The 26,176-nt window shown below is 62.9% G+C and carries 17 protein-coding genes and 2 pseudogenes; 8 read left to right on the top strand and 11 right to left on the bottom strand.

What is annotated here, in order from left to right:
- Positions 1–10: 10 nt before the first annotated feature.
- The 3 genes from AQ12_RS09550 to AQ12_RS09540 all read right to left on the bottom strand — a co-directional run bounded on the left by AQ12_RS09550 (position 11) and on the right by AQ12_RS09540 (position 8,266).
- Positions 11–5,350 (bottom strand): AAA family ATPase, encoded by a 5,340-nt coding sequence (locus AQ12_RS09550; RefSeq protein ID WP_048439630.1) that lies wholly within the window; start codon positions 5,348–5,350, stop codon positions 11–13.
- A gap of 110 nt (positions 5,351–5,460) precedes the next feature.
- Positions 5,461–6,906 carry a sensor histidine kinase gene (locus tag AQ12_RS22060; protein WP_161799007.1) on the bottom strand — a complete coding sequence of 482 codons (1,446 nt, stop codon included), beginning with the start codon at positions 6,904–6,906 and terminating at the stop codon, positions 5,461–5,463.
- Between the two features lie 160 nt (positions 6,907–7,066).
- Positions 7,067–8,266 (bottom strand): ATP-binding protein, encoded by a 1,200-nt coding sequence (locus AQ12_RS09540; protein ID WP_238587689.1) that lies wholly within the window; start codon positions 8,264–8,266, stop codon positions 7,067–7,069.
- 365 nt (positions 8,267–8,631) lie between these two features.
- Here AQ12_RS09540 and AQ12_RS09535 point away from each other — a divergent pair, with 365 nt between their 5' ends.
- The 3 genes from AQ12_RS09535 to AQ12_RS09525 are packed head-to-tail and all read left to right on the top strand — an operon-like array spanning position 8,632 to position 11,530.
- Positions 8,632–10,284, top strand: a complete 1,653-nt coding sequence (locus AQ12_RS09535; protein ID WP_161799006.1) for a hybrid sensor histidine kinase/response regulator — start codon at positions 8,632–8,634, stop codon at positions 10,282–10,284.
- Position 10,285: 1 nt separating this feature from the next.
- The gene (locus AQ12_RS09530) at positions 10,286–10,948 is read left to right on the top strand and encodes a response regulator transcription factor (RefSeq protein ID WP_048439628.1); all 663 of its coding nucleotides are present in this window, start codon (positions 10,286–10,288) and stop codon (positions 10,946–10,948) included.
- A 57-nt stretch (positions 10,949–11,005) separates the two neighbouring features.
- Entirely contained in the window at positions 11,006–11,530 is a 525-nt protein-coding gene (locus AQ12_RS09525; protein ID WP_048439627.1) for a gamma carbonic anhydrase family protein, read from the top strand.
- Between the two features lie 170 nt (positions 11,531–11,700).
- Here the strand turns inward: AQ12_RS09525 and AQ12_RS09520 are convergent.
- The 3 genes and pseudogenes from AQ12_RS09520 to ttcA all read right to left on the bottom strand — a co-directional run.
- A pseudogene (locus AQ12_RS09520) lies at positions 11,701–12,090 on the bottom strand (transposase); the annotation flags it as partial.
- A gap of 306 nt (positions 12,091–12,396) precedes the next feature.
- On the bottom strand, positions 12,397–12,729 hold the full coding sequence (locus AQ12_RS09515) for a hypothetical protein (protein WP_152682734.1): 333 nt from the start codon (positions 12,727–12,729) through the stop codon (positions 12,397–12,399).
- Positions 12,730–13,156: 427 nt separating this feature from the next.
- Positions 13,157–14,017 (bottom strand): annotated as a pseudogene (ttcA, locus tag AQ12_RS09510) (tRNA 2-thiocytidine(32) synthetase TtcA); the annotation flags it as partial.
- Positions 14,018–14,059: 42 nt separating this feature from the next.
- On the opposite strand from ttcA, the gene AQ12_RS09505 reads away from it, so the two are divergent.
- From AQ12_RS09505 to AQ12_RS09490, 4 genes are all read left to right on the top strand, one after another.
- On the top strand, positions 14,060–14,656 hold the full coding sequence (locus AQ12_RS09505; RefSeq protein WP_048439625.1) for a DUF4136 domain-containing protein: 597 nt from the start codon (positions 14,060–14,062) through the stop codon (positions 14,654–14,656).
- A gap of 67 nt (positions 14,657–14,723) precedes the next feature.
- Positions 14,724–15,368: a histidine phosphatase family protein gene (locus AQ12_RS09500; RefSeq protein WP_048439624.1), complete on the top strand. Its 645-nt coding sequence runs from the start codon at positions 14,724–14,726 to the stop codon at positions 15,366–15,368.
- Positions 15,337–16,539: a DSD1 family PLP-dependent enzyme gene (locus AQ12_RS09495; RefSeq protein WP_048439623.1), complete on the top strand. Its 1,203-nt coding sequence runs from the start codon at positions 15,337–15,339 to the stop codon at positions 16,537–16,539. Before AQ12_RS09500 ends, AQ12_RS09495 begins: the two co-directional genes overlap by 32 nt.
- A 19-nt stretch (positions 16,540–16,558) precedes the next feature.
- The gene (locus tag AQ12_RS09490; protein ID WP_082151500.1) at positions 16,559–18,325 is read left to right on the top strand and encodes a lysoplasmalogenase family protein; all 1,767 of its coding nucleotides are present in this window, start codon (positions 16,559–16,561) and stop codon (positions 18,323–18,325) included.
- 90 nt (positions 18,326–18,415) lie between these two features.
- Here the strand turns inward: AQ12_RS09490 and ruvB are convergent, their stop codons facing one another.
- The 5 genes from ruvB to AQ12_RS09465 are packed head-to-tail and all read right to left on the bottom strand — an operon-like array spanning position 18,416 to position 25,253.
- Positions 18,416–19,474, bottom strand: coding sequence for a Holliday junction branch migration DNA helicase RuvB (ruvB, locus tag AQ12_RS09485; protein WP_048439622.1), 1,059 nt, complete (start codon positions 19,472–19,474; stop codon positions 18,416–18,418).
- Between the two features lie 15 nt (positions 19,475–19,489).
- Complete coding sequence (gene ruvA / locus AQ12_RS09480) at positions 19,490–20,065, bottom strand: Holliday junction branch migration protein RuvA (protein ID WP_048439621.1); 576 nt, start codon at positions 20,063–20,065, stop codon at positions 19,490–19,492.
- 34 nt (positions 20,066–20,099) lie between these two features.
- Entirely contained in the window at positions 20,100–20,759 is a 660-nt protein-coding gene (locus AQ12_RS09475; RefSeq protein ID WP_048439620.1) for a response regulator transcription factor, read from the bottom strand.
- Positions 20,760–20,799: 40 nt separating this feature from the next.
- Entirely contained in the window at positions 20,800–23,016 is a 2,217-nt protein-coding gene (locus AQ12_RS09470) for an ATP-binding protein (protein WP_161799004.1), read from the bottom strand.
- Positions 23,013–25,253 (bottom strand): sensor histidine kinase, encoded by a 2,241-nt coding sequence (locus AQ12_RS09465; RefSeq protein WP_152682733.1) that lies wholly within the window; start codon positions 25,251–25,253, stop codon positions 23,013–23,015. The genes AQ12_RS09470 and AQ12_RS09465 overlap by 4 nt, the downstream gene beginning before the upstream one ends.
- Here AQ12_RS09465 and AQ12_RS09460 point away from each other — a divergent pair.
- Positions 25,239–26,174 carry a PhoH family protein gene (locus tag AQ12_RS09460; protein ID WP_048439617.1) on the top strand — a complete coding sequence of 312 codons (936 nt, stop codon included), beginning with the start codon at positions 25,239–25,241 and terminating at the stop codon, positions 26,172–26,174. The two genes, AQ12_RS09465 and AQ12_RS09460, sit on opposite strands and share 15 nt — an antisense overlap.
- Positions 26,175–26,176 lie beyond the last annotated feature (2 nt).

The raw sequence follows: 26,176 nt of genomic DNA, 5'->3' as shown, positions 1-26,176 counted from the left end.
GTGCCTGCAATCAGTTCCAATCGAGCGGCAAGTCGAATGTGAAGGTTGCACCCATCCCGGGGCCATCGCTATGGGCCGCCAGGGTCGCCCCCATTTCCATGGCGGCCAATGCGCTGCTGTGCAAGCCAAAGCCATGCCCGGCCTTGCGGGTCGTGAACCCGTGGGCGAATATTCGGGTCAGGTTTTCTTGTGCGATGCCCTCGCCGTGGTCCCGCACGGTGATGAGCAGTCGCTCGACTTCTCCCCCGGCACCACTTTGGCTCGTGGTGACGCCCAGAGTCAGCCGTCGCTCAGGCGGGGGGAGTCTCTCCATCGCCTGCGCCGCATTGCCGATCAGGTTCACCAGTATCTGCAGCAGCCGCTGCCGGTCCAGTTCCAGCGCGGGCACCGGGTCGTAGCGGCGCTCGATGATCACTCCATAACGATCGATCGCCTCTGCGCTCAGGTGCAGAGCCTCCTCCAGCAGTTCGTGCGGCTGCGCGCTTTCCACCACGCTGGAAGGTCCTGCATGCGATTGCTGGTTGGCCACCACGTATGTGATGTGCTCTACGCTGCGCGACAGCCGGTCAAGATCCCCCAGCACGTCATCACGTTCGGTGCGAAGCGCTCCCACCAGCCCATTCAGGTAGCCTCGCAGCGCCTTCCCCCTCGGGTCGTGCCCCATGAAGTCCGCCAGGTCGTGTTCGTGCTCGTTCATGAGATCTACCGCGCGGGTCAACCCGTCGATGCGCGAATTGCCGATCGTTCGCCTGACGATGCTCGCTGAAACGTTGACGCTGTTGAGCACATTGCCCACGTTATGCAGGACGTTGTTGGCAATCTCTGCCATGCCGGCTTTTCTGGCGGTCGTCACGAGTTGCGCCTGTGTTTGCTCCAGTTCCCGGGTGCGCACCTGAACCCGCTGCTCAAGGCTTGCATACAGCTGCGCGTTGGCCAGCGAGACCGTCAGCTGTCCCGCGATGAGCATGACCGCATCAAGCCGCTGTGCATTGAATGCGGCGCGACCCAGGCGGTTTTCAAGCAACAACATCGAGCGCGCCGAGCCCTGGCTGGCGATCGGCGCGACCAGCAGCGAGCAAAGCGCGATGCCCGCGAAGTAAGGATCGCGCGCGAACCGGTCGTCGTGGGGCGCATCGTCAACCACGAGTGCTTCACCTGTGCGCTCGGCATATCCCACCGCCGAAACCGGCAGCAAGCCCTGCTCGCCCGCCTGCGTCATCGTGATCGATGCCTGTCCCGGTGCAGGGGCCAGCAGCCACCACTGGCCCTCGCTCCACGACAGCACCTGCACCTTGGTGGCCCCACTGAGCGCTGCCAGCACTTCGGTCACCCTCGCCATCAACCGCTCCAGGCTTGTCTCGGAGCTGAGCGCCTGCGACGCGCGCAACACGCCCATCAAGTCCAACGCGTCCGAAGACACGCCGTTGCTGTCCCTTGAAGAGCCGGTGCCCGCCCCTTCGCCGCTTTCGGACTGAGCCCTGCGATTGGCGGACTCGCCCGGACCGGGCGCGAGTGCCGATGCCGGGTTTTCACCCGGCACCTGCCCAAGCAGGAATGCGTGATCCCGCTCCAGCTGTGCAACCTTGACCTGCGCGCCCCACAAGCGATATCGATCGCACGCATCCCCGAGCAACTGACGGCCCGCGTGCGAGAGTCCGCGGTCCAGGTGAAACAGGCCCGCGCGTTCGAGGATCACGCATCGATGCCAGGGGCGGTCGCGCATTTCAGCCTGGACCACCGCAGCATCGAATGCCTCGGCGGCTCTCCACAAGTTGCCTGTGGCCCAAGCCTGTTCCGCTTCGACCAGGAGCTGCAAATGCAGGAAGTTATAGGGCTGGTCGGCCGCGCGGGCGGCAAGCCAGCTGCGACACATTTCCAGTTCGGCCAGCTGGGCCTGCTGCTTTTCGCCGGCAGGCTGCCCCTGCAGTTCCCAGGCCCGCGCCATCGCCACAAAGAAGTGGCCGTAGACGGTCATGTAGTAACCGGCCAGGTTTTCAAGGGTCGCCAGCCCCGCATCTGCATTTCGACTCAACTCGTGCGCATCGCCCATGATCAGCGCATGCATGGCACGGCACTCCGCCACGGCGTTTCTGACGAAAGGCAACCTGCCCATTCGGGCGAGAAAATCCGCTTCGTTATATTGCGCGTCGTCATAGCTGCCCGTCGGCTGCGTGAGCCCTCGAAGCGAGCGAAGCGCCTGCCGCAAGCTGGCATGGAGCGCGGCGGCATGAAGGTTTCCCGTGCGCTGGCACAGCGCGATGCCAGCATCCAGCTCCTCGAGGGTCGCGTCGATAGTGGGTGCGATCTCTACCAGGGCAGTGAAAAGGACCAGATGGCCATAGCACGCATAAGAGGCATCTCCACCATGCTGCAGGCCCTCGAACGCCAGGGTTGATTGCCGGAGCATCTCTTCGACCGGTTCCATCCAGTGACACGCATACGTCGCGTAGACGAACCGCGCTTCTGATGTCTGCGGCTCGTAGCCCATGGCCTGGCCGACCTGCAGTACATGGTGTGCCAGGCTGCATCCGGTTCGATAGTCCTGCCGGATGATCAACATGCCGCACAAACGTCCGAGACAGCTCACAAGTTCCGGACAGGTACCGTGCTCTGCCCAAAGCCGCTGGCATTGCAGTAGCAGCCACACGATGGCTTTGGTGTCGAAACGAACCAGCGCAGAGCGCACCGTGCGACCCAGCAGTTTGGCAATGCCCAGCAGGCGTGGGGCCTGGATCTGGGGGCGCGCTGCGGCCTGGACCTGGCTGTCGTGCAATATCCACTCACCCAGGGCACCAAGGCGCTGCTCCGTGTCAGGTGTGGCGTAACCCGGCGGCGCCTGCAGTCCAAGTTGCGCCAGAAGCTGCAGGCCCAGTTGCATCGACTCTTCCATCCGGCCGCGCATGTCGAGGCTTCGCATTTGAAGACATGCCGGTTCAACCAGCGCAAGCGGATCTGACACCCGAGCACGCACCGCGGCAAAGCAGGCATCTGCCTCGTCGAGGCACCCCAGGCAGTAAAGCGAGGCGTGGCGACTGGCATCGACCGTACCGCGCTGAAACGCATCTGCTGGGTCGTCGATTGCATCAAAAAGTGCACTGGCAGCCGCGAGGTATCGTTCGGCCAGAAGGTGAATCGCGGCTCTGGCGAGTTTCGCCGCCAGTGCGCAAAAGAGATTGGCCGCCTGACGCTGCTCATCAGGCTGGATGAGCTCGCCGACGCATGCGAGATATTGCTGCGCGGCTTCGCCAGCGTAGTTCATCTCGCCTGCAAGATGACGGGCCATTGCGAGCTGCCGCTGGGCGCGTCGAGCATCATTCATCGCCCCCAGCACAGCCTGCTGGACGCGATCATGGCGGAACTCCAGTATCTTCTGCTCGCCCAGCGTTGCCCTTGTGAGCAGGCCGTCGTCGAGCGCGGGTCGCGCACGCTCGTGAAGTTCGACGTCGCTGACGTTGACGGCAATGCGAAGCAACTGGAAATCCACTGCGTTGCCAAGGCAGCTCATGAACTCCAGAAGCTCACGTGAAGCCGGCGGCAGACGAGCGATGCGAGCGGCCAGCAGATCCACCAGATTGCCCTTGCCGACAAAGCGCCTGATGGCGTGTTCGTCCCAGTGCCAGCCATGCTCGCGCATGCCCAGCAGGCCGTCCCTGCGCAATGTGTTGACCATCTCCACCGTGTCGAGCGGATTGCCGCCTGTCAGCGCTCCGACGGCAGCGCCCAATCTTCTGGCCTCATCTTCCGGCAATCGAAGCATCTGCCCGACCAGGCCGGCAACCCCCTCCTCACCAAGGTTGTCGAGGGCGAGGTGGACTGGCCGTTGCGGTTGCTGGTTCCATCGCCGGATCATCGGTTCAAGAGCATGTTCTGCGTCAGCTTCAGCCCCCCGATACGCACCCACCAGCAACACACCACGCAACGAAGCGTCAGTCATAAGACTTTCAAAACCACGCAGCGACAACGCAGGAGCCCACTGCAGGTCATCCAGCACGATGACCAGCGGGCGCTCGGCAGATGCGATGGCTCCGAGCAGGTCTATGGTTGCCTGATGCAGCTGCAATTCGGCCTGGCGCGGATCGATCTCGGGCACTTCGGGCTGGGGACCGAGCAGCAGCGCGAATTCTGGAAGAACCCGGGTCATCACGCCAGCACGAACTCCCAGGCTCAACAGGATGCGCTTGCGATCCTCGGTCCAATTGGTGCCTGCCTGCGCCAGCAACATTCGGCCAAGCGCCCTCAACGCCTGGGTCATCACACCCGCCGTCGCGCCCTCGCGGTGGTACTGGTCAACTTTTCCATGGACGAACCAGCCGCCCGCGGCTGTCACGTCGGGACGAAGGCTGTTGATCAACGCGGTCTTGCCGACCCCCGCGGAACCCTCGATCAATACGGTGCGCTGGGAACCCACCCTCGCATTTGCAAGTGCGGCTCGCAGCGTGGCAAGTTCCGCATCGCGACCCACCAGTCGCGCCGGTGCGGCGATGCGCACGGCAAAATCGCGCTCCCCCAGTTCAAAGCTGCTGCTGCGTCCTTCGCCAATTTCCAGTCGCAGCCGCCTCAAGTCATGCAGCAGGCCGTCTGCGCTCTGGTATCGCTGCTCCGGGGTCTTCGCAAGCAAGCGCAAGACAATGTCAGAGAAGCCCTGTGGCACATGCGAATCGATGAGCGAGGGTGCGCTCGGCTCGCGCACGAGGTGGTCCCGAATCAGTTGTAGCGCATCGGCTCCCTCGAATGGCGGGCGGCCAGTGGCCATCTCATAGAGGCTAGCGCCAAGCGCATAAAGATCGGCGCGTTGATCGACAAGATGACCGGTGCGCCCCGTCTGCTCTGGAGCCAGGTAGCCCAAGGTGCCTACGATGCTCTCGATGCGGGTGGTCGCAGGACGCTGGCCCGCAAACATCGCCCTGTCGAAATCGATCAGAACGGGCTCCCCAGCGTTCGACAAAAGGATGTTGGAGGGGTTGATGTCACGATGGATGACGCCTGCTTGGTGCATGGCACCGACGGACTGCGCCAGTTTCGTGGCCAGCCGCAGGAGCAACGCCGGCTCGAGCGGTCCGCTGCCTAGCAGCTGGGTCAAAGGCACGCCACCGCAATCACGTAGAACCAATACATCGGGCGGGTGAGGGCCATCAGCCAGACGCACCACACCTTCTACATCGGCGAGACGAAGCAATACCAGTTTTTCGTCGCGAACCCGCTGGATCGCGTTGCTACCCAACGCGGACTTGCAGATGACACCCTCATTGCCAGCGCCATGCCGGACCACGCGGGTGGCCGAGCTCTCATGGAGAGTGCTGCCCTCTCCTTCGTCGCCTGCCCCCATCCAGGGGACCCTCAAGCCCTTCATGCATCGCGCTCCTATGCCTGAACCGACATCATGGGATCAAAGCAGGCCGCACGCTTATCCCCCGCCTGGCGCAATCATGGACCATCAGCGCGGGCGAAAGGCGCCAGCGCTCAAGACGGCGCGGGAAGCCGCAACACAAATGTCGCGCCCGTTCCCGGACCGTTGCTGAGAGCAGTGAGACTTCCACCCATTTCCTGCGCAGCAACCGCACAGCTGTTGAGCCCGAATCCGTGACCGTCTGCCTTGGTCGTGAAGCCGTGCGAGAAAATCCGCTCCAGGTTCTCGGCGGCAATGCCGCATCCGTGGTCGCGAATGCTCACCACGAACCAGCCCATTTCCTGCCGAACGCTAACGCCGACGGATCGTTCGCTCGCCGTTTCGTCCGTCGCCTGGCGCGCGTTATCGAACAGGTTCACCAGGATTTGCATCAGGCGAGTCTTGTCCAGTACCGCAACTTCCACCGGTGCGTAATTGCGTTCGATCTCCACGCCGTGGCGCGACATCGAAACTTCCTGCATGCGAAGCGCATCGTCCACGACATCGGCGATGCTCACCAGCTCGAGCAGCCGCCCGGACCCGGCGTAAGACTGCTGCATCGCAACCACGTTCTTGATGTGATCGACGCTGCCGCTCAGACGCTTGAGCTCGGCCAGCAACTGCATTTTTTCAGCACCCAGCGCGTCGGCAAGCTCACGCAGGTAACGGGGCAGGACGCGCCCCCTTCCACCGGGCGCAAAAAATGCCTCCAGGTCCCCGGCCTGATCGTTGAGCAGCTGCGCGAGATCGGCTATGCGTGACGCTGGCGACTGCGAAACCTGGGTAGACAAGACATGTGCCGAGACGTTGACGCTGGTCAGGACGTTGCCGACGTTGTGCAGCACGTTGGTCGCGATCTGCGCCATGCCGGCACGGCGCGCCTCCGTCAGCAACAGAGACTGCGCTTCAAGCAGTTGCTGCGTCTGCGCGGTGACCTTGCGCTCAAGCCGTTCATACAGCTGTGCGTTTTCAAGCGAGACTGCCAGCTGCCCGGCGATCATCATCACAGCATCGAGTCGCGCCGCACTGAACGCGTCCCGACTGCGGTTGTTTTCAAGTATGAGCATGGCCCGTGCTGCGCCCCTGTGCAGGATCGGGACGACCATCAGGGAGCAGCACGCCATGGACTGGAAGTACGAATCGCATGAGAAACGGCTGTCGGTGACGGCGTCCCCTACCAGCAGTGGACCGGCCGCCTGCTCCGCGCATCGCAATGCCGACAGGGGCACCCGATGCCCGGCTGCATCGACCCGAACCGACTCACCCAACCCGTCTTCGGCCTGCAGCACCCAGTCGTTGGCATCCTCGTCCCACAATGCCAGAACAACCCCGGTGGCGCCTACAACGCTTCCGAGCACCTTCTCGACACGAGCCCTCATTCGCGCGGCATCGCGCTCCGAACTGAGCGCCTGCGACGCGCGGAGCACCGCCAGCATGTCAGGCGACTCGGCACCGACGTTGCCAGGTGGCGCAGCAACCGCCAAAAACGGTGCAGTCCGCTCCTGAGCGAGATGAGGCACCGTGTTACTGCGGGATTGCTCTTGAATGTATGGCATGTCGTCGGAAGGTTGGCACAACGAAAAAAGCACAACTAAAGTGGAAGCAAAGTAGCACGCCAATGCACCGGTTACCAGCGGGCCGACACCCTCTTATACCGAAGCATAGTCAGCATGATGAGCCTCACCTTGGGACTGCTGTCGGCAGGGTGAAATAGACGGTGGTTCCTTGCTGCGGATGGGAGTCGGCCCAGGCCCGGCCGCCATGGCGCTCGATGATGCGCCCCACCGCAACCAGACCCACTCCGCTACCCGGAAAATCAGCTTCTTGATGGAGCCGCTTGAACTTGCGAAACAGGTCACCTGCCAGTGATTGATCGAATCCGCAGCCAGAGTCGCGAACAAAGAAGACCGAGTCGCCTTCGGGACTCGGGGTTGCGCCGAATGTGATGGCTGCCACTCCCTGGCGGCTCGTGAACTTCCACGCGTTGTCAATGAGGTGACCGAGCGCCAGTCGAATGAGTCTGGGATCTCCCCAGGCCCTGAGCCCATCCTGCACGCTGGTCGATACCTGTCGCTGCGGAAACCGCTCGCGCATTTCGACCATGAGCTCGCGCGCAAGCCGGGTCAAATCCAGCGGCTGACCGGACAGTTCGGCTGTTGCGATACCAGAGAGCGAGAGCACGCCGTTAATCAGTTCCTCTCCGTTGCGCACTCCAATGCGCAATTGCTCGAGATAAGTGGCGACCTTGTCGCCGCGGTGGCCGCGCAGTTCCTGAGAAAGCAATGTGCTGAGCATGCCAAGGGCCGCAAACGGAGAGCGCAGGTTCTGAGACACATTGGTCGCCACGATTTCCAGTTCCTGGTTACGCAGCCGCAGTTCAGCCGCTGCTTCCTGGACCTCGCGCAACACCCGCTCAAGTTTGGCCGAATGACTTGCCGCCTCGTGTGCGAGCCTGCGCTTGGCTGACAGGGCGCGTGCAATCTGCGTCACCTCGATCGGGTCGAACGGCTTCTTCAACACGAGGAGCCGGTCAGGTGCCCCTAGCCGTCCCAGCGCCTGCTCCAGCGGGTTGTCCGAGTAGGCAGTGCAAATGACAACCTGAAGTTCGGCGTCTACCTTCCAGAGTTCCTCGATCGTGCGCATGCCGTCCCAGCCCGTGGGCATGCGCATGTCCACGAACGCCAGCGCGTAAGGGCGACCCTCAAGGCTCGCAGCCTTCAGCAGGCGCAAGCCCTCTTCGCCACTGGAGGCGCAATCGAGTTCGAAGACTGAGCGCTGCACGGTAGTGGCACCGAACAGCACCCCTTCGGCTTCATCGAGCGATGCCGACCCGCGCATCGGAGTCAGGACCTTACGAAAGTCTTCGTGGATCGACGGCATGTCGTCGACAAGAAGTATTCGGCTAAAGCAATTGTTCATAGCGCACCGGTGAGGAGGTTGCAGGTTTAACACCTCCGCGCGCTGTCCGCCAGCAATTTTCAGCGAGCCCTATACGGAAGGATGGGTGACCGCTGCATGAAGCAGGAAGTGTGTATTTCTGGCCTTGTCTTCGCTAACCCCTATGCAAGAATGAACTCAAAGGGAGGTAGCCAGCGCAGACGTGTCCAGCGAACACGCTGCCGCAGTTTCACGGGCTTCTTTTAATGACCTCTTGGTTCGAATGTCAGCATCCTGAACAGGTCCGCATTGCGCAGACAGCGGCGATGGTGGGTCAGTTGCGGGGCAATGCTGCGTTCATCGCAATCATGATGGCGCTCGCGCTGACGATGCAGATACACGCCGGCTTCGGCTGGATAGCTGTGGCGTGGCAGGCGACCATGGCGGCAATCATGTGGAGCTCGCTGGCCAGCTGGAACCGGCTGCGCGACCGGGCACCCGCAGAAATCGCCTCGAAGCAGCGTATCCGCCGGCTTGCTGATTTAGCCGCCCTGTGTGGCTCGTGTTGGGCCGTCGGCCTCGTCGTGCGGGCTTCGCCCGAGCAGCCGCAACTGGCCTTGATGGGCGTCGCCACGTCGCTGATCTTTGCCACCCACGCAAGCGCGAACTGGTACTTCGCCCCATGGGCAGTAATTGCTTTTTCGGTGCCGCTGATTGCGGGCTCGATCTTTGTTTTCGTGGCCACCCAGGAACCGAGCGTCGCGCAGATCGGAATACTGCTTATTGCCCTTCACGCGTTCACGACGCTGTGGCTGCTGCGAAAAAACTGGGCCAACTTTGCGCATCTCACAGATCTGGACGTCGAGCGGAACCGGCTGTCGGCCATGCTGCAGGAACAAAAGGAGATCGCTGAAAGGGCCGTCCAGCTCAAGTCACGGTTCCTCGCTTCGGCAAGCCACGACCTGCGCCAACCCATGCATGCAATTTCGCTCTACCTGGACGGACTCGCCCGGATCGAATTGCCTGATCGCGCCCGCATGGTGATCGACGATGCGAGGGTGTGCGCGCACGACCTGATCGACATGTTCCGCTCGTTACTGGACATCTCCCGGCTAGACGCAGAACAGGCCATTCCCGCGCTCAGCATCTTCAGCGTCGCAGATGTGCTGTCCCGTGTCGAAAAGGAGTTCCTTCCGCTCGCAAGCGCGCGTGGTATTGCCCTGAAGGTGCGACCCTGCTCTGCCCATGCCTACAGCGACCCGGTGATGGTGGAGCGCATCGTGCTGAACTTCGTCAGCAATGCAGTGCGCTACACACCCAATGGCCGTGTGCTGGTGACTTGCCGGGTGCGCGGCAGTTCCTTGCGCCTTGCCGTGTATGACACAGGCAAAGGAATTCCCGAGTCCGAGCAGCAGGCGATCTTCGATGAGTTCAGGAGGCTGGACCCATCGCGCCCTCACGACCGGACCGGCGGCCTCGGACTTGGATTGGCGATCGTGCGACGCCTGGCGCTGGCGCTGCGCCTTCCAGTGACCGTGCGCTCGGCGCCCGACAAAGGCTCGATGTTTGCCGTAGACCTGCCGCTTAGCCACGTCTCGCGCGGTCGACCGGTTCAGGCAATCGCTGAACGGTCCCTCGCGGGCCGGCTCATTGTGCTCATCGACGACGAACAGTCCATCCTGCGGGCCGCCTCATTCATCTTGCAGGTTGCAGGCTGTGAGGTGATCTGCGCGCGGTCCGGCCAGGAAGCAACGCAACTGCTCGCCGACACGACCCGCGTGCCCGACGCCATCGTTTGCGACTATGAACTGAATGACGCGTGCAATGGCTCACAGGTCATTCGCAGGCTGAGGGAAGAATTCAATCTCGATATTCCGGCCGTTCTTGTCACAGGCAACACAGCTGGCGGGAGGGTGGAGACAGATGCAGGGGAGTTGGGTATAGGTGTGCTTTACAAACCATTAGAGGCTGCAGCACTGACTGGTTCGCTGGAAGAACTTCTGTTCGCAAAGGAGCGATGAGATGGACAAGATCGTATTGGTGGTTGACGACCATCCCCTGTTTCGCCGGGCACTCGTAAGCCTGGTCGAGGAGTCGCGGGCGTGCAGCGAGGTGATCGCAGCAGCCAGCGCCGAGGAGGGGTTGGCGCGCGTTCGAGAAACAAACGTGGACCTGATCCTGCTGGATCTGGGCTTGCCCGGCGCCGCCGGAGTTGACGCGATCAGTCTGTTCAGACGCGCTTCTGACGCAAAGATTGTCGTCGTGTCCGCATCCGAACATCGGCAGGAAATCGCCGCGGCGACCCGGGCTGGGGCCAGTACCGTCGTGTCCAAGAGTGTCTCGATGGAAACACTGCGGGACGTGGTGCACCGCGCTTTGACCGATTCGCTACCCGAGCAAAAGTGGATTCGTCCCGCAGGCTCGCTGTCGCTGGGCGACGATGTAGAGCGCGGGTTGACGGTGCGGCAGCAGGAGATCGCAACGCTTTTGATGGAGGGGCATTCCAACAAGGAAATCGGCATGCGCCTGAGCCTGGCCGAAATCACGGTCAAGACCCATCTGACAGCCATCTTCCGTTTGCTGGGTGTGGTCAACCGGACTCAGGCCGTCGTTGCGATTCGCAGACTGGGCATCGACTATGGCGCTGGCCGAAGCACAACTTCGCCGGGTGTCAGCGCGCATTGAAGATTTTTGGGGCTTTCGCGCGGTATTCTTGAATGCTCAAGAAACAAGGCATTCCTCATGGCCCTCTACCGGATTCGCGGCAAGTCTCCTGTCATTGCACCCAGCGCATTTGTCGCCAGCGAAGCAACGCTGGTTGGCGATGTAACCGTGGGTGAACACGCCAGCCTCTGGTTCGGTGCCATCGCCCGTGGCGACAACGAGCCGATTCACATTGGCGCCTCGAGCAACATCCAGGAGGGCGCCGTCCTGCATGCCGACCCCGGATACCCGCTCACGATTGGCGAAGGCGTGACAGTGGGGCACCAGGCCATGCTGCATGGCTGCACGATCGGAAACGGCTCGCTTGTCGGGATACAGGCTGTGGTGATGAATGGCGCCGTGATCGGCGCCAACAGCATCGTGGGTGCGGGCGCGGTTGTCACCGAGCGCAAGGTTTTTCCAGAGCGTTCGATGATCCTGGGTGCACCCGGAAAACTGGTGCGCGCGCTCACCGATGAAGAGGTTGCAGGTGTCGCAGCAGCGGCGCAAACCTATGTGAATCGTACCGTCGAATTCAAGGCTGAACTCGAACGTGTCGGCTAGGAGTCTGGGCGGCAGAACGGATTGACGAAGCGGTTATTACTCCCTCTCCCTCTGGGAGAGGGTTGGGGTGAGGGCACGGGTCGTTGAACTACGTGGAGCCGGTTTGGTTTTTCAGCGTTTTTGTGATCGGCCAGAACGATTTGGAAGGCGTACGGTGACCTTGCATGCCGTCAAGCAGTTCTCAAATTGCACATCCTGCGCAGATTCAATGCTGCGTTCAGCAGCTTCCACTCGGCTTGCACCCGATGCAGTCCGCGCAGGCTGAATTGCCTGAAGCCCAGCACGTTCTTGATCCATCCGTTGGGCGGCTCGGCGATCCACTTGCGTTTGCGGTAAGCCACTTTTGCTGAGTCGGTTTGCAGCTTCGCGGCCATCGCCGCCGTGTGCGGCTTGCCCGCAGGGTCAAAGTGCAACTGCTGCTTGCCTTCTCGCCCCAGCGCCACCACCAGCTCAGTAGGACCATCGGCACATTGCGCAAACACCGCTTCAGATCGATAGCCGGTGTCGGCCAGCGCGTGTGACGGGGCCGCACCCAGGTTGTCCTGCACGGCCTGCAACATCCTGGGCAACTCGCCCGCGCGCGTGAAGCGCAGTCAAGTCCAGTGCGTCGACCGTGTCGTTGATGAAGAAGGCCAAATGCCCCTCGGGCAGCCACTCGCGCATCGACGGCGGCAGCAAGAAATCTTGATCGGGCTCGTAGGGGATGTAGCTGGCGGGCATCAAAATTCAACGGCTTGACCAGCAGTGTCGATGACACTGACGCCGCTTGCCCTCACCCCAACCCTCTCCCAGAGGGAGAGGGAGTAATTCAAGTCCTTCTGCCGCCCAGACTCCTAGCAGGGCGTCCATTCAGGGCAGGCAAACATTCAACCTGCCCGGACACGCCACGGCAATTTCGAACCCTGCGGCTGGACTTGTTCCAGGATTTCCAGAACCGCCGCCTCCAGGGCGACCACTGGTTCATTGGGGCCGATCCTGCCAATTGGCGAGCGGGTTATCCAGTCGGTCAACAGATGACTGCGGCACGTAGGCGACAGGCTGACGGGCCGCTGCGCGTTGTCGCGAACAAATCGATCAATGATTGTTCGAAACTGCTCGAAGCGCTGCAACCCGTTGCGATCTGAAGTGAAGCTCCAGTAAGCAATCAGGAATTCGATGTCCGCGCCGTTGCTCATGCGGGTGAAGTAGTCGCGCAGCATCTGGCGCTCCAGCGGTTTGACCAGCGACTCCGGAATGGCCAACTGAACGCGCCTGGGACCAGCGTGGCCCGCGCGGATCCGAAGAAGAAATCCAGCCATCGACCTGGCGGCGCTGCACACGAGAAGCGCAACGGTTCGCACCGGTGCAGGAGCAACAACTCGAGTGGCGCGAATCGAGGCTGCCTGGGGTGCGTATGAGTGCCGGTTGAGATGCGGCATGGTCGTCCTCTTGATGTGAATGGCTGAATCCAGCTTATTCACTACATCACCCTCAAATAAGATACATAAGTATCCAAATAGAGGTGTGACTGGGCACGCCGGCGAGGCGGCTGCACCCCTGCGAGAACTACGGCGCCGTCACTGCAACCTGGATCGGAATGGTCAATGCGTTGAGCCGATCCTCAGCCGGCTCACTCGCCAGCCAGTTACTCATGTCGCCACTCTCGTCAGAGAGCCGGGCGCTGCCGAAGCCGGACAGCTTCGTATCCATGAGGTGACTCGGCACGACATGCGCCAGGGCGCGAAACATGTTGTCCACGCGTCCCGGGAACTTGCGGTCCCATTCAGTCAGCATGTCCTTCATGGCACGGCGCTGCAGGTTGGGCTGCGAGCCGCACAGGTCACACGGGATGATCGGAAACTGCATTGCCTCAGAGTAGGCCTTGATGTCTCTTTCCTTGCAGTAGGCAAGCGGCCTGATCACCACGTTTCGACCATCATCGGAAAGCAGCTTCGGAGGCATCGCCTTCATGGTGCCGCCGTGGAACATGTTCAGCAGCAGCGTCTCAAGAATGTCTTCACGGTGGTGACCCAGCGCGATCTTGGTCGCTCCGATTTCCTGCGCGGTGTTGTAGAGGATCCCGCGGCGCAACCTCGAGCACAGCGAGCAGGTCGTCTTGCCCTCGGGGATCTTGTCCTTGACGATCGAATAGGTGTCCTGTTCGATGATGCGAAACGGCACACCCAGGCGGGTGAGGTATTGCGGCAGGATGTGCGCAGGAAAATTGGGCTGCTTCTGGTCGAGGTTGACCGCAATCACCTCGAAGTCGATGGGCGCCACTTCGCGCAGGTACAGCAATGAGTCGAGCATCGTGTAGCTGTCGGCGCCGCCTGAGAGGCACGCCATCACGACGTCACCCTGTTCGATCATCTGGTAATGCACGACGGCCTCACCGGCCAGGCGCCGGATCCGCTTTCGCAGCTTGTTGAACTCGATTTCTTTCATGGCCCTTGCCCGGTGTTTGAGGAATTGTAGACAGCGGGACACAATGACAGTTCCCCAAGGCATGAACAGGGAACACCGCCCCTACGCAAGAGTCCTATCCGAACCATGAAACAACTGACGTTCAAACTGCTGGGACTTGTCACAATCGCCGCCGCATTGGCTGGTTGCGCCACAACGTTCGTTGTTGACAGCAACGTGCAGGCGTTCTCAACGCTGCAGGCCCTGCCGGCCTCACCGACGTACCGCTTCGAACGATTGCCGTCTCAACAGGAACCCGGTCAGGCCGAATTCGAGGCGCTCGCCGATGGCCCCCTCCACAAGGCCGGCCTTCGTCGCGACGACGCCAATGCCCGATACACCGTCCAGCTCACCGGTCGAACCCAGCGAATCGCCTCGCCATGGGCAGATCCGTGGGACTCGATCTGGGGTGGTGGTTTTGGCTGGGGCCGGCGCGGCCACTTCGGGCTGATGGGACGCATGGAGTCGCCCTGGTACCACCGCGAAGTGGCAATTGTGTTACGTGAACTTTCGACCAACAAGGTTGTGTTCGAAAGCCGCTCCGTCCACGATGGCCCGTGGATGGACAGCAAGAGCGTGTTCCCCGCCATGTTCGAAGCCGCGCTGCAGGGCTTTCCGCAGCCACCGGCAGGCCCGCGCAGGGTCGAGGTCAGCGTCGGCGCGCCGAGCCCGTCTGCCAAATAGGCAGGGCCGAACATTTGGGCACTTTTTAAGCTCACGAAACTTGTAACGCCTTCTAGAATGAAGGCGGATGGAAGCGACCCGAATCATTGCCGTGCGCCACGGGGAAACCTCGTGGAATGTGGACGCGCGCATCCAGGGCCAGATGGATATCGGCCTGAACGATACCGGGCGCTGGCAGGCCCGGCGAGTGGGTGAGGCATTGGCGAGCGAAGAGATTTCTGCCGTCTATTCCAGCGATCTGGGTCGTGCCCATCAGACCGCGCAGTCCATCGCTGAAGTCGCCGGTATCCCGGTGGTTCCCGATGAGGGCCTGCGCGAACGCGGCTTCGGCATGTTTGAAGGCAAGACCTTCAGCGAAATTCACGAAAGCTGGCCCGATCACGCGCACAACTGGCGCAAGCGCATCCCCGAGTGGGAGCCGCCCGAAGGTGGAGAGTCGCTGCTCAAGCTGCGCGAACGCGTCATGAAAACCATGCAGGCGCTGGCAGCACGGCACCCCGGTCAGCAAATCGTGGTCGTCGCCCATGGCGGAGTGCTGGATACTCTCTACCGGATAGCGACAGGCCAGGAAGTCAATTCACCGAGGACCTGGGAGCTTCCCAACGGGGCCATCAATCGCCTGTTGTGGACTCCCGAGGGATTCACCCTGGTCGGCTGGTCCGACACCCAGCACCTCGACGATGAAGCTTCCGACGAAAACACCAGTTTCTGAATCCCTGCTGGCCCTCGTGGGCCAGAGCGTCCAGGCCATTGATACGCCAGCGCTGGTCATCGACCTCGACGCGATGACGCGCAACCTGGCTCGCATGGCCGACTTCGCGCGCAAGCACGACGTGCGATGGCGGGCGCACGCCAAGATGCACAAGAGTTCTGCGATCGCCAGGCTGCAGATGCAGGCAGGCGCGGTTGGCGTGTGCGTGCAAAAAACGTCCGAAGCCGAAGCCATGGTGGCCGGCGGCGTGACCGACGTCTATATCAGCAATGAAGTGATCGCCCCGCACAAGCTCGCGCGCGTCGCGGGACTTGCGCACATGCTCGCAGCTGGCAACGGCAAGCTGTCCATTGCGGTGGACAGCATCGAAGGCGTGACGCGTCTTGCCACAGCGATGAACGACGCGCAAGGCCAGCACCCCAAAGGGCCAATCGCGACGATCGACGTGTTCGTTGAAATCGATGTCGGCCAGGGTCGCTGCGGTGTGACTCCTGGCGAAGCGGCGGTCGTGCTGGCACACGAAATTCGCAAGCACCCGGCCCTGCGTTTTGCGGGACTGCAGGCCTACCACGGCAAGGCGCAGCACCTGCGCGGCGCTCGCGAGCGCCGTGATGCGATTGCGGTGGTGGTGGACGATGTGGTGCACACCCGAAAGCTGATCGAAGCCGAAGGCATCCCGGTGGAACTGGTCACGGGTGCCGGAACGGGCAGCATGGTCTGCGAGGCCGCCAGCGGCGTCTATGGCGAACTGCAGTCCGGCTCGTTTCTCTTCATGGATGCCGATTACGCACAGAACGAAGGCGACCCGGCGCAGCCCAATTTCGAGCATGCATTGTTCGTCAAGACACAGGTGATGAGCACCTGCGCAACCCACGCCGTATGCGACGCCGGCCACAAGAGCCACGCCATCGACTCCGGTCTGCCGCGCGTGCATACCTTCGATTCGGAAGCAGCGCTGGAGTACAGCAACGGCGGCGATGAGCACGGCATCCTTCGTGCGGCCGGTGCCAACACCCGCCTTCCGGCACTGGGCCGATTCCTGTGGCTGATCCCTGGCCATTGCGACCCGACGGTGAATCTGCACGACGTGATGATCGGCGTGACGGGGGGGCTGCGCAGCGGCACGGTAGAACGCATCATCAGGGTTGACGCCCGGGGCGCCCTCACCTGAAAGCAGGACAATCGGGCGCATGAGCCCGAGTCAGATCATCGTCCTCGCCACGCCGGTTTTCTTCGGCCTGATCGCCATCGAATTCGCATGGGGCTGGTACCGCAAACGCAACACCTATCGCCTGAACGACGCGGTCAACAGCATCAGCCTGGGCATGCTCAGCCAGATCAGCGCCGTCTTCACGCGGCTGTTTCGGGTGGGCATCTACACCGCTGTGTACGGCGTGGTTTCCGTGTGGCACAACGAAGGCTTCTGGACAGCGTGGTACGGCTGGCTGCTCGCACTGGTCTTCTACGACTTCTGCTACTACTGGCTGCATCGCGCGGGACACGAAACAGCCGTCTTCTGGGCTGCGCACGTCGTGCATCACCAGAGCCAGGACTACAACCTTTCCACGGCCCTGCGTCAAACGAGTTCAGGTGCGCTTCTCGGCTGGCTTTTCTATGTCCCGATGGCGATCGCGGGCGTGCCGCCTCTCGTGTTCGGTGTGGTGGCGCTCATCGACCTGCTCTACCAGTTCTGGGTTCACACCGAGCATGTGCCCAGGCTCGGGTGGTTCGACCGCTGGTTCTGTTCGCCTTCCAACCACCGGGTGCATCACGCGGTCAATGACAGATACCTCGATCGAAATTACGGCGGGGTGCTGATCATCTGGGATCGCATCTTCGGCAGTTTCAAGGAGGAAGATGAAAAGTGCGTGTACGGCACGCGCAGCCCCCTGAACAGCTGGGACCCGCTGTGGTCCAACGCCGAGGTCTACTGGTCGCTGGCAAAAGATTCGTGGCATGCGCGCAGCTGGAAAGACAAACTGCTCGTCTGGATCAAGCCGCCCGGCTGGCGGCCCGCCGACGTGGCCGCACGTTTTCCCCGGGCACCTTTCGAGATCGCAAAGGTCGAGCGCTTTCATCCGGCGATGAGCAGGGCAGTCGTATGGTTCGGCGCAATCCAGTTCATCCTGCTGCTGCAGGGTGTGGCGCTTTTTCTCTGGCATGCAGACGGCATGCCGCTTTCACAATCGGCAGTCTGGCTGGCCGGACTGGCTGTGGGGCTTTGGGTGATAGGCGCGGTGATGCAGGGGCGGCTGACGATGATGCAGGCGCTGCTGATCGAGGTTTGTGCACTCGCGACCGTGACCAGTGCGCAGGACCTGGTCGAGTTGCACCGCGTCTTCAAGCCGCTCGCGATGCTGTTGGCAATTGCCTTCGTGGCCGACCGGATGAGCGTGCTCAGGCCCGGCGACCGGTTTGCGCAACTGCTGGTTGCCGGCCTCGCGTTCTCGCTCGCCGGCGACTGCCTGCTGATGTTTCCCGGCTTCTTCATCCCGGGACTGGTTGCATTCCTGATGGCGCATCTTTGCTACATCGCATTGTTCAAGCGGGGGATGCCGTGGTTCCCCGACAGGCGTGCGCTGGTGATCACCTTGGGCCTGGGTGCAGCGATGTATGCATTCCTTTTCAACAACCTGAACCCCGTGCTGAAGGTCGCAGTCGCGGCATATGTCATCGTGATCGCGCTGATGGCTGCGCAGGCGATCGGGCGTGCCGTGGTGCTGCGTGACCGCACATCGATTGCGGTTGCGATTGGCGCTGCGTTTTTCATGGTGAGCGATTCGCTGCTGGCGACCAACAAGTTTGCTTTTGCTTTTCCGATGGCGCAGTTTTTTGTGCTGGCGACCTATTACGTGGCGCAGGTGTTGATCGCGTGCAATTCAGCGCCGGTGGGGCAAGGGGCGAACTGCGAGGCAGCGCCTGCATCGATCATGGATGCCGGGTCGAGCCCGGCATGACAGCCTGCTTTATTCGTGGCGAGGAGCAGGCATGACAACGCGGTTGTCATTGCGGGCTTGACCCGCAATCCATCGGCCTGACCCCGCCGACTACTCGACGAACAGTTCGCCCGCCGCCTTGGGTGGGGCGACGCCCAGGTGACGATAAGCCGCCAGCGTCGCAATGCGTCCGCGTGGCGTTCGCTGCAGGTAACCCTGCTGGATCAGGTATGGCTCGATCACATCCTCGATGGTGTCGCGCTCCTCGCCGATGCTGGCCGCGATGTTGTCCAGCCCCACAGGCCCGCCATCAAAACGGTGGATCACAGCCTCCAGAAGTTTCCGGTCCATCAGGTCGAACCCCTGTGGATCGACATCCAGCATCGCCAGCGCCTTCTGTGCAATCTCCTGCGAGATGCGACCGGTGCCCTTCACATCCGCGTAGTCGCGCACACGACGAAGCAGCCGGTTTGCGATGCGGGGCGTGCCTCGTGAACGGCGGGCGATTTCAATTCCGCCCTCCTCGTCCAGCGGCGCCTTGAGAAGCCCGGCGCTTCGCGTGACGATGCGCGCCAGTTCTTCGGCCGTATAAAACTCCAGCCGCGCGACGATGCCGAAGCGGTCCCGCAAGGGATTGGTGAGCATGCCGGCGCGCGTGGTTGCGCCCACCAGCGTGAAGGGTTGCAGGTCGAGCTTGATGGAACGCGCCGCAGGCCCTTCGCCGATCATGATGTCGATCTGGTAATCCTCCAGCGCGGGGTAGAGGATTTCTTCGACGACCGGCGACAGACGATGAATCTCGTCGATGAAAAGCACATCGTTCTTTTCAAGGTTTGTCAGCAGCGCTGCCAGGTCCTTGGGCTTTTCAAGGACCGGCCCCGAGGTCTGGCGCAAATTCACGCCCAGCTCGTGCGCAATGATGTGCGACAGCGTCGTCTTGCCCAGCCCCGGCGGGCCGAACAGCAGCACATGGTCCATCGCCTCGCCGCGCATCTTCGCAGCGCCGACAAAGATTTCCAGCTGCTCACGAATCTTGGCCTGACCCACATATTCGTCGAGTAGCTTGGGTCGAAGCGCGCGCTCGACCGCCTCTTCGTTGGGCGAGGCAGGCGCAGCAGACACCACCCGGTTGGAGGGCGGCATCTGGAAGTCGTCGGTCTGGATGCTCACGTGAATCTCTCGCGCTTATCGGGCCAATGACTTCAGCGCGAGCTTGATACCTTCGCTCACGCCGACATCCTTGGGCAGCGCCTTCAGGCAAGCCGCTGCTTCCTTGTCGCTGTAGCCCAGCGCAACCAGCGCCTGCAGGATGTCCGTCTGCGCATCGCTGGTGGTGAATGTCGAGCCAGCTCCGATATCCGCGCCGAACTTGCCCTTGAGTTCGAGCAGCAGACGCTCGGCCGTCTTCTTGCCGATGCCCGGCACCTTGACCAGTCTCCCTGCATCCTGCGCAGTGACCGCTTGCGCGATGTCGCCCACGCTCATCCCGGACAAGACGGACAAGGCGGTACGGGGACCGACCCCTGAAATCTTGATCAACTGACGGAACGCCTCGCGCTCGCCGGCCGAACCAAACCCATACAGGATCTGCGCATCTTCGCGCACCACAAAGTGCGTGAGCAGGCTCACCTTCTCGCCAACATTGGGCAGGTTGTAGAACGTGCTCATGGGCACATCGACCTCATAGCCGACACCGTTGCAATCGACGAGCAGTTGCGGTGGATTCTTCTCGGCCAGCAGGCCCTGCAGGCGTCCGATCAAGTGCGGTTCCCAGTCATGGTTTTCAAATCGGCGATCACGGATTCACAAGACCGCGCCTGGCCGCCTCGAGCGCAGCCTCGGCGCGCGACGACACATTGAGCTTGCGATAGATCTGCTTGATGTAGTCGGCAATCGTGTGGCGCGACAGCCCGAACTGCAGCGCGATCTCGGGCATGGTGTAGCCCTTGGCGACCCGCTGCAGCACTTCGGTTTCGCGATCGGTGAGCCGCACCTCTTCTTCGAGCTGCTGGACGAGTCTGATCTGCCGTTGACCCGCGCCAGCGAAATGTCCGAGCACGCGGCGCGCGATCGGCGGCGAAAGCGGCGGCTCTCCCTGGCTCATCCTGAGCAACTGCGCGACCAGTGTGTCCTGCGGTTGCTCCTTGAGCAGATAGCCGAAGGCACCGGCCTGCAAGGCAGGAAAGAGATGGTCATCATCGTCGTAGATGGTGACGACCACAGGCAGTGCACTGGGCTGGTGCTGCCGCAGCGCCCTCACCACGTCGATGCCGCTGCCATCGGGCAAGCCGAGATCGACGAGCGCCAGGTCGAATGATTGCTGCCGAACCGCAACCAGTGCTTCATCACGCCGCGAAACCGCTGTGACCCGAAGCTGCGGAAATGCGGCGCGCGCGGTTTCGCCAAGCCAGGTGCGGATTTCCGGCAGGTCTTCGACGATCAACGCGTGCTGCATGCTTCGATGGTAGCGGATGCGCCACCGTATCAAGGCATCGTTACGCTTCCAGTGCCGACGGTTCCAGGGGCACCCGCACCTCGACGCGTGCGCCGCCAAGCTGCGACCGCGAAAAGCGGTGCTCCCCGTCTAGTTTGCGTGCGCGCCGTTCGATGCCCGGCAGGCCCAGCCCGGCCCCGGAAGTGGTTTTGATCCCCTGTCCGTCGTCGTCGATGCTCACCCTGGCGTCAGCACCATCCAGCGAGATGGCGACCCGGCAACGCGTGCCGCCGCTGTGACGGATGACGTTGGAGACCGACTCGCGAAGCACCTTGGCCAGCTGCACATGCAGGCGCGGCGCGAGCACCAGACCCTCTGGTGGCGCATCGGCCTGCCACTCCACTTCAAAGCCCGCAGCCTGAAGCCGCGAAACGATTTCGGCGCGCCAGTCCGACAAGGCGACGTCTGCGGCCACCGGCTTGCCCGCCATGCCCCGCACGCTCTGCCTCATTTCATCGAGTGCTTGCCGCGCGAGCATGGATGTTCCGTCGGCTGAGCCGACCTGCACCATCGTGAGCAATCGCGCGCCCAGGTCATCGTGCAGGTCCGATGCGATTCGCTGACGCTCCTGCTCGACTGCTTCGTAGGTCTGGCGCTGCTGCGCGAGGCCATGGTCGAGCAATTGCCACATCTGGCCCGTGAACCGTGCCTGTTCCTCAGTGAAGAGCTGGCGCCCACCGTGCGCCAGTGTCAGCAGCCACGCGCTGCGACCGCCGACATCGGGCACCAGCAGCTGCCTTCCTTCATCACGCACGGACACCGCTGCCGAAGCGCCCGCCCCTGCGAGCGAGACCCGAGCCATCCCCTGCGGCGCGAACACGCGTTCAAGAAGCATCCGCCACGCCTGGGCCGCGGCCAGTTCGCCCTGAAGCCCCGCATTCACCGCACCGATCAGGTCCGGCACGTAAGCCACCAACTGCGGCCGCGCCGAACTGCGCAAGCGTCCCAGCAGCCACTGCCGCGCCGGAAAGTAGAGCCAGCCGATCACCAGCAGCGTCAACGCAATCGCGGCTCCGGCATCCACGCGTAGCAACGCCACCAATGCCAGGTCGCTCAACACAACAAGCGTGCCCCCCAGGTACCAAAGCACGAGCGGCACCCACCAGCGCTCCAGTTCAAAAAGGTTCGCGCGACCGACGGACATGACCAGCCCGATGTACAGCAGCGGTATCGACACCCACCGGTAGCTCGTGCTGATGCCCTGCGCGCCATAGACGAACGACACGAGGAACGCGTACATCACGATGCTGAAGCTCACCACCGCAGACGCTCCGAGCCAGCGCGCCGCCGCACGGTGCACCGGGTCGCGCCGCCGCGAGAAGCCCTGCGTCACCGCCAGCGCGATCAGTGCTGCGCTGCTGACCACCAGCCACAGCTTGTAGCGAAGGGCCTGGCTGTCGGGCCACTGCGCCATGTTCAGGACCAGCAGCAGCACAAGGAAAGCTCCGCTCGCACGCGTCCACATCGCCGCTCGCGCCAGGGGCGAGGGGTAGTGCAACATCATCATGCAGAACGCCCATGCGGCAGTGAGCGACGTGCATCGCACGAACACCTGTCCGGCCTCCGCGAACCAGGGCGGCAACAGCCACAGGCGCCCAGCCACCACGGCCACTTCCGCAAGGCTCAGGAGCGCCATCACGCTGGCCAGCGCCAGGAACCTCGCGCCGACGCTGCCCGATCGATACAGACCGACTCCGACGCCCACCACGAACGGAATCACCCCGCACAGGAGCGGCACCCAGTACAGCCAGCCCAGCTCGGTCCACGAGCGTTCGCGCAGGGGCCGTTGCATCCACCGGCCATCGGCCGTCTGCACTTCGACCGCTGTCTCGCCGCGTTCCAGCGCCCCTTCCAGCATGGCCCAGGCCTGGTGCTGCAGGATAAAAAACCGGTCGAGGTCTTCCTGCCGCGAAAGCATGGAGGGGGCCTCGACCGCGACCAGGCTGTCGAGCCGCAGCTCCTGCACTGGCTTGCCCAAGGTCCGCAACGCAATGATGCGTTGTTCGGCATCAGCGCGCGCGGACACCTTGACAAGTCGGGACGGGCTGTAGGCCAGCAGCCCCTCACCCTGGGGATCGGGCGCGAGGCGCCAGCCGATGCTCGGTTCAGACAAGGCCGTGGTCGCCGACAACACGATCCAGAACGCGAGGAAGACAAGGCTTGCCCCCAACCACCGGCCGCGCCACTGCGCGGACCCCGCCACTGCTTCCACCGTCATCGCTTGACCTCCGTTGCAGACCAGCCAGTCCATCCATCACCTGGCAGCGCCGTCGCGGCCACAGGAATCTCCACCCGCACGCAAAGCCCGCCCAGGCTCGCAGGCTCCACGACGAGCACGCCGCCAAGCAGCCGGGCGCGCCGCTCGATACCTGGCAGCCCGTTGCCACGACTACCGCCTTCATTCGCCTCGATGCCATGACCATCGTCGCTCACTTCGAGTTCGAGCCGGACCGCACTGACCGCGATACGCACGCGGCACGTCTTTGCGCCGCTATGGCGGATCACATTCGACACCGCCTCGCGCAATACGCGGGTCAGCTGCATCTGCGCACGTGCTGGCAGCGCCATCCCCAGCGGCGGCTCATCGGCTGTCCACTGCGGTTCAACGCCAGCGGCGGCGAGTCGCGTCACGGCTTCGGCTCGCCAGTCTGCAAAGACATCGCTGGCAAGGGCGACCTGGCCGGTGAGTCCGCGCACCGACAGGCGCATTTCGTCGAGTGCTTCCCGAGCCAGTACAGCGACGCGCTCGGACCCGCTTGCCTGCGCGATGGTCAGGAGCTTCGCGCCCAGATCGTCGTGCAGGTCGGAGGCGATTCGCTGGCGCTCCTGTCTCGCGCCCCGGTCGAACGCCTCCCCCGACGCCAGTCCTTGCTGAACAAGATCGTGAATCTCGTTGGCACGCCTGAAGTCCGCCGGATTGAACAGGCGGCCGCCGCGCTCTGGCAGTTCCATCTCCAGTGCATCGAGGGGACCGCAGGCCGCGACGACCAGGCGCCTGCCCTCTTGCGCGATGCCGGATGTCGTACCTTCGGGCGCCACCGTCATTCGAGCCGGCTGGAACAGCGTGTCCCAGAGTTGCCGCCACCGCAGGTTGAGCGCGACGCTGTCGCCCTGGCCGTGCGTCACCACTTCAAGAATCTGCGGCAGGACATCGCGTGTGCCCGGCAACGCACCTTGTGACAGCCGACGCCAGAGCAGTTGCCTGACCGGGAAGTAGAGCCAGCCAGCCAGTGCAAGCGCCAGCGCAAAAGCGCTGTCGGCGCCCAGGTCGAGCATCACAACCAGCGCCAGGTCCATGGCAATCACAAGCAGGCCGCCCAGGAACCACAACCATGCGCGCGGCCACCAGGCTTCCAGCTTGAACAAGCCGACACGCGTGACCAGGGGGACCAGTCCCAGGAAGATGAGCGCCACCGTGCCCAGCCCGTAGTTCTGCGGGAGATTCACGACGTGCCCCGCCGCGCCGAACGCGTAGGCAACGAACACAGTGGACAGCCCCATGAAGAGCAGCAGCCCAAACCATTTCAGCTGCGCGCGCTGGCTCGCATCGGTGCGGCATGCACGCCACTGCAGGACAAAGAGAACGCCCAGCAGCGCAGCCACCAGCACGATCGGCAGCCGGAACGCCAGCGAGATCGTTGGAAGCCATTGAAACCCGTCGGCGGCGGTCGACAGCAACGCGACTGCGACCAGCACCCAGATCAACCAGTTGCCGCCGAGCCGGCGAGGATGAAGCCACAACAGGACGCAGAGCCCGCACTGAACCATGAAGGATGCAAAGTGCGATGCCACATGCAACTCAGGCCAGGCCTGCGGTGGCTGTGTCAGCAGGCGCGACCCCCAGGTGGAGGTGCACAGCATTCCGAAGGCATAACCAGCGCTAGCAATTGCATAGCACCAACTCGCGCTGCTCAAGGGCTGGTACACCCAGATGGCCAACCCCACCGACAGCGACAACAGGCCGACCAGCCACGGAAACCAGAAGCGCATGCCCAGCTCATCGATGCCGCGTGCATGGGGCGCGATGTTCGTCACGCCCTGGGCATGGTGGATCGACACCTGCGGCGACCGGACAATCTCCCACAGCCGCCTGTGCTCGGCGAAGAAGTGGTTGTGCACGGCGTATTCGTTATGGATGCCGGCGCTTTCGATGAGCAGGGTCGGCGTGATGGCAACCGAGACGCCGACAGCCGAAAGTGCCGTGACGCCCTGGAGTGCGGCTTGCGCGTGGCCCGCAGGGGAGCTGCCGACCGGCTGTGCGAGCACCTGGGCATTCGGCCCCGCCATGAAGCGCCAGCCGAGCGAAGGCTCCTGCAATGCGCGATAGAGCGCACCCACGGCGCAGACGGCGATCAGGATCGAGGCGAGCCACAGCCGCGCGGTACGGTTTGCGCCGACAATCAGCCCCTTGACCCCACCACCGCCCGGAAAGCCCATCCCTTGATTCTGCGACATTCGTTCACCCCGCCCAACAACAGCCGCCTGGCGCACCTCTGCGGGCCGATGGACGAGCACCTGCGCACGATAGAAATGGCACTGCAGGTGAAGATCGCCCACCGTCACGAGCAGTTCAAGATCGACGGCCACAAGGCCAAGGCGCAGCGCGCACTCGAAGTGCTGCAGGCCATGTATGAAATGGCGGGCCGGCCCATTGCAGCCGACAAGGTGCAGTTGATGGTCGCGGGCGACGAGGCTGTGGGCGATAACGAAGACGGATCACAAGTGCTGCACACCCGGCGCACGGACCTGAAGGCTCGCACACCGACCCAGAGCGTGTACCTGGACAACATCGCCCGACACGACATCACCCTGGCCATCGGGCCTGCGGGCACCGGCAAGACATATCTTGCAGTGGCTGCCGCAGTCGATGCGCTTGAGCGAAGTGCCGTCCAGCGAATCGTGCTGACCCGCCCCGCCGTGGAAGCGGGCGAGAAACTCGGGTTCCTGCCGGGTGACCTCACGCAGAAGGTTGATCCGTACCTGCGCCCTCTCTATGACGCGCTGTACGAGCTGATGGGATTCGATCGCGTGATGAAAGCCTTCGAGCGGCAGGCGCTAGAGGTTGCGCCGCTGGCCTTCATGCGCGGCCGCACGCTCAACAACGCATTCGTGATCCTTGACGAGGCGCAGAACACCACGCCCGAACAGATGAAGATGTTCCTGACACGTATCGGGTTCGGCTCCAAGTGCGTGGTCACAGGCGATGTGAGCCAGATCGACCTGCCCAAGGGACAGCTCTCGGGGCTCGTCGAGGCGGAACACATCCTCAAGCGGGTCAAGGGCATCGCGCACACCCGGTTCACCAGCGCCGATGTGGTTCGGCATCCGCTGGTGGCACGCATCGTCGATGCGTACGACAAGGCTCGCAAGTCCTGAAC

It is taken from the genome of Caenimonas sp. SL110 (assembly GCF_001044395.1).
Taxonomy (GTDB): Bacteria; Pseudomonadota; Gammaproteobacteria; order Burkholderiales; family Burkholderiaceae_C; genus Ramlibacter.
This window is presented reverse-complemented; position numbering and strand designations above follow the sequence as displayed.

Excerpts from the sequence above, each read along its gene's own strand:
- AQ12_RS09490 (WP_082151500.1), top strand. The coding sequence starts at position 16,559 with ATGAGCCCGAGTCAGATCATCGTCCTCGCCACGCCGGTTTTCTTCGGC.
- AQ12_RS09470 (WP_161799004.1), bottom strand. The coding sequence starts at position 23,016 with ATGACGGTGGAAGCAGTGGCGGGGTCCGCGCAGTGGCGCGGCCGGTGG.
- AQ12_RS09535 (WP_161799006.1), top strand. The coding sequence starts at position 8,632 with ATGATGGCGCTCGCGCTGACGATGCAGATACACGCCGGCTTCGGCTGG.
- AQ12_RS09495 (WP_048439623.1), top strand. The coding sequence starts at position 15,337 with ATGAAGCTTCCGACGAAAACACCAGTTTCTGAATCCCTGCTGGCCCTC.
- AQ12_RS09475 (WP_048439620.1), bottom strand. The coding sequence starts at position 20,759 with ATGCAGCACGCGTTGATCGTCGAAGACCTGCCGGAAATCCGCACCTGG.
- AQ12_RS09505 (WP_048439625.1), top strand. The coding sequence starts at position 14,060 with ATGAAACAACTGACGTTCAAACTGCTGGGACTTGTCACAATCGCCGCC.
- AQ12_RS09525 (WP_048439627.1), top strand. The coding sequence starts at position 11,006 with ATGGCCCTCTACCGGATTCGCGGCAAGTCTCCTGTCATTGCACCCAGC.
- AQ12_RS09530 (WP_048439628.1), top strand. The coding sequence starts at position 10,286 with ATGGACAAGATCGTATTGGTGGTTGACGACCATCCCCTGTTTCGCCGG.
- AQ12_RS09515 (WP_152682734.1), bottom strand. The coding sequence starts at position 12,729 with ATGCTGCGCGACTACTTCACCCGCATGAGCAACGGCGCGGACATCGAA.
- AQ12_RS09540 (WP_238587689.1), bottom strand. The coding sequence starts at position 8,266 with ATGCCGTCGATCCACGAAGACTTTCGTAAGGTCCTGACTCCGATGCGC.
- AQ12_RS09465 (WP_152682733.1), bottom strand. The coding sequence starts at position 25,253 with ATGTCGCAGAATCAAGGGATGGGCTTTCCGGGCGGTGGTGGGGTCAAG.
- AQ12_RS09550 (WP_048439630.1), bottom strand. The coding sequence starts at position 5,350 with ATGAAGGGCTTGAGGGTCCCCTGGATGGGGGCAGGCGACGAAGGAGAG.
- AQ12_RS09500 (WP_048439624.1), top strand. The coding sequence starts at position 14,724 with ATGGAAGCGACCCGAATCATTGCCGTGCGCCACGGGGAAACCTCGTGG.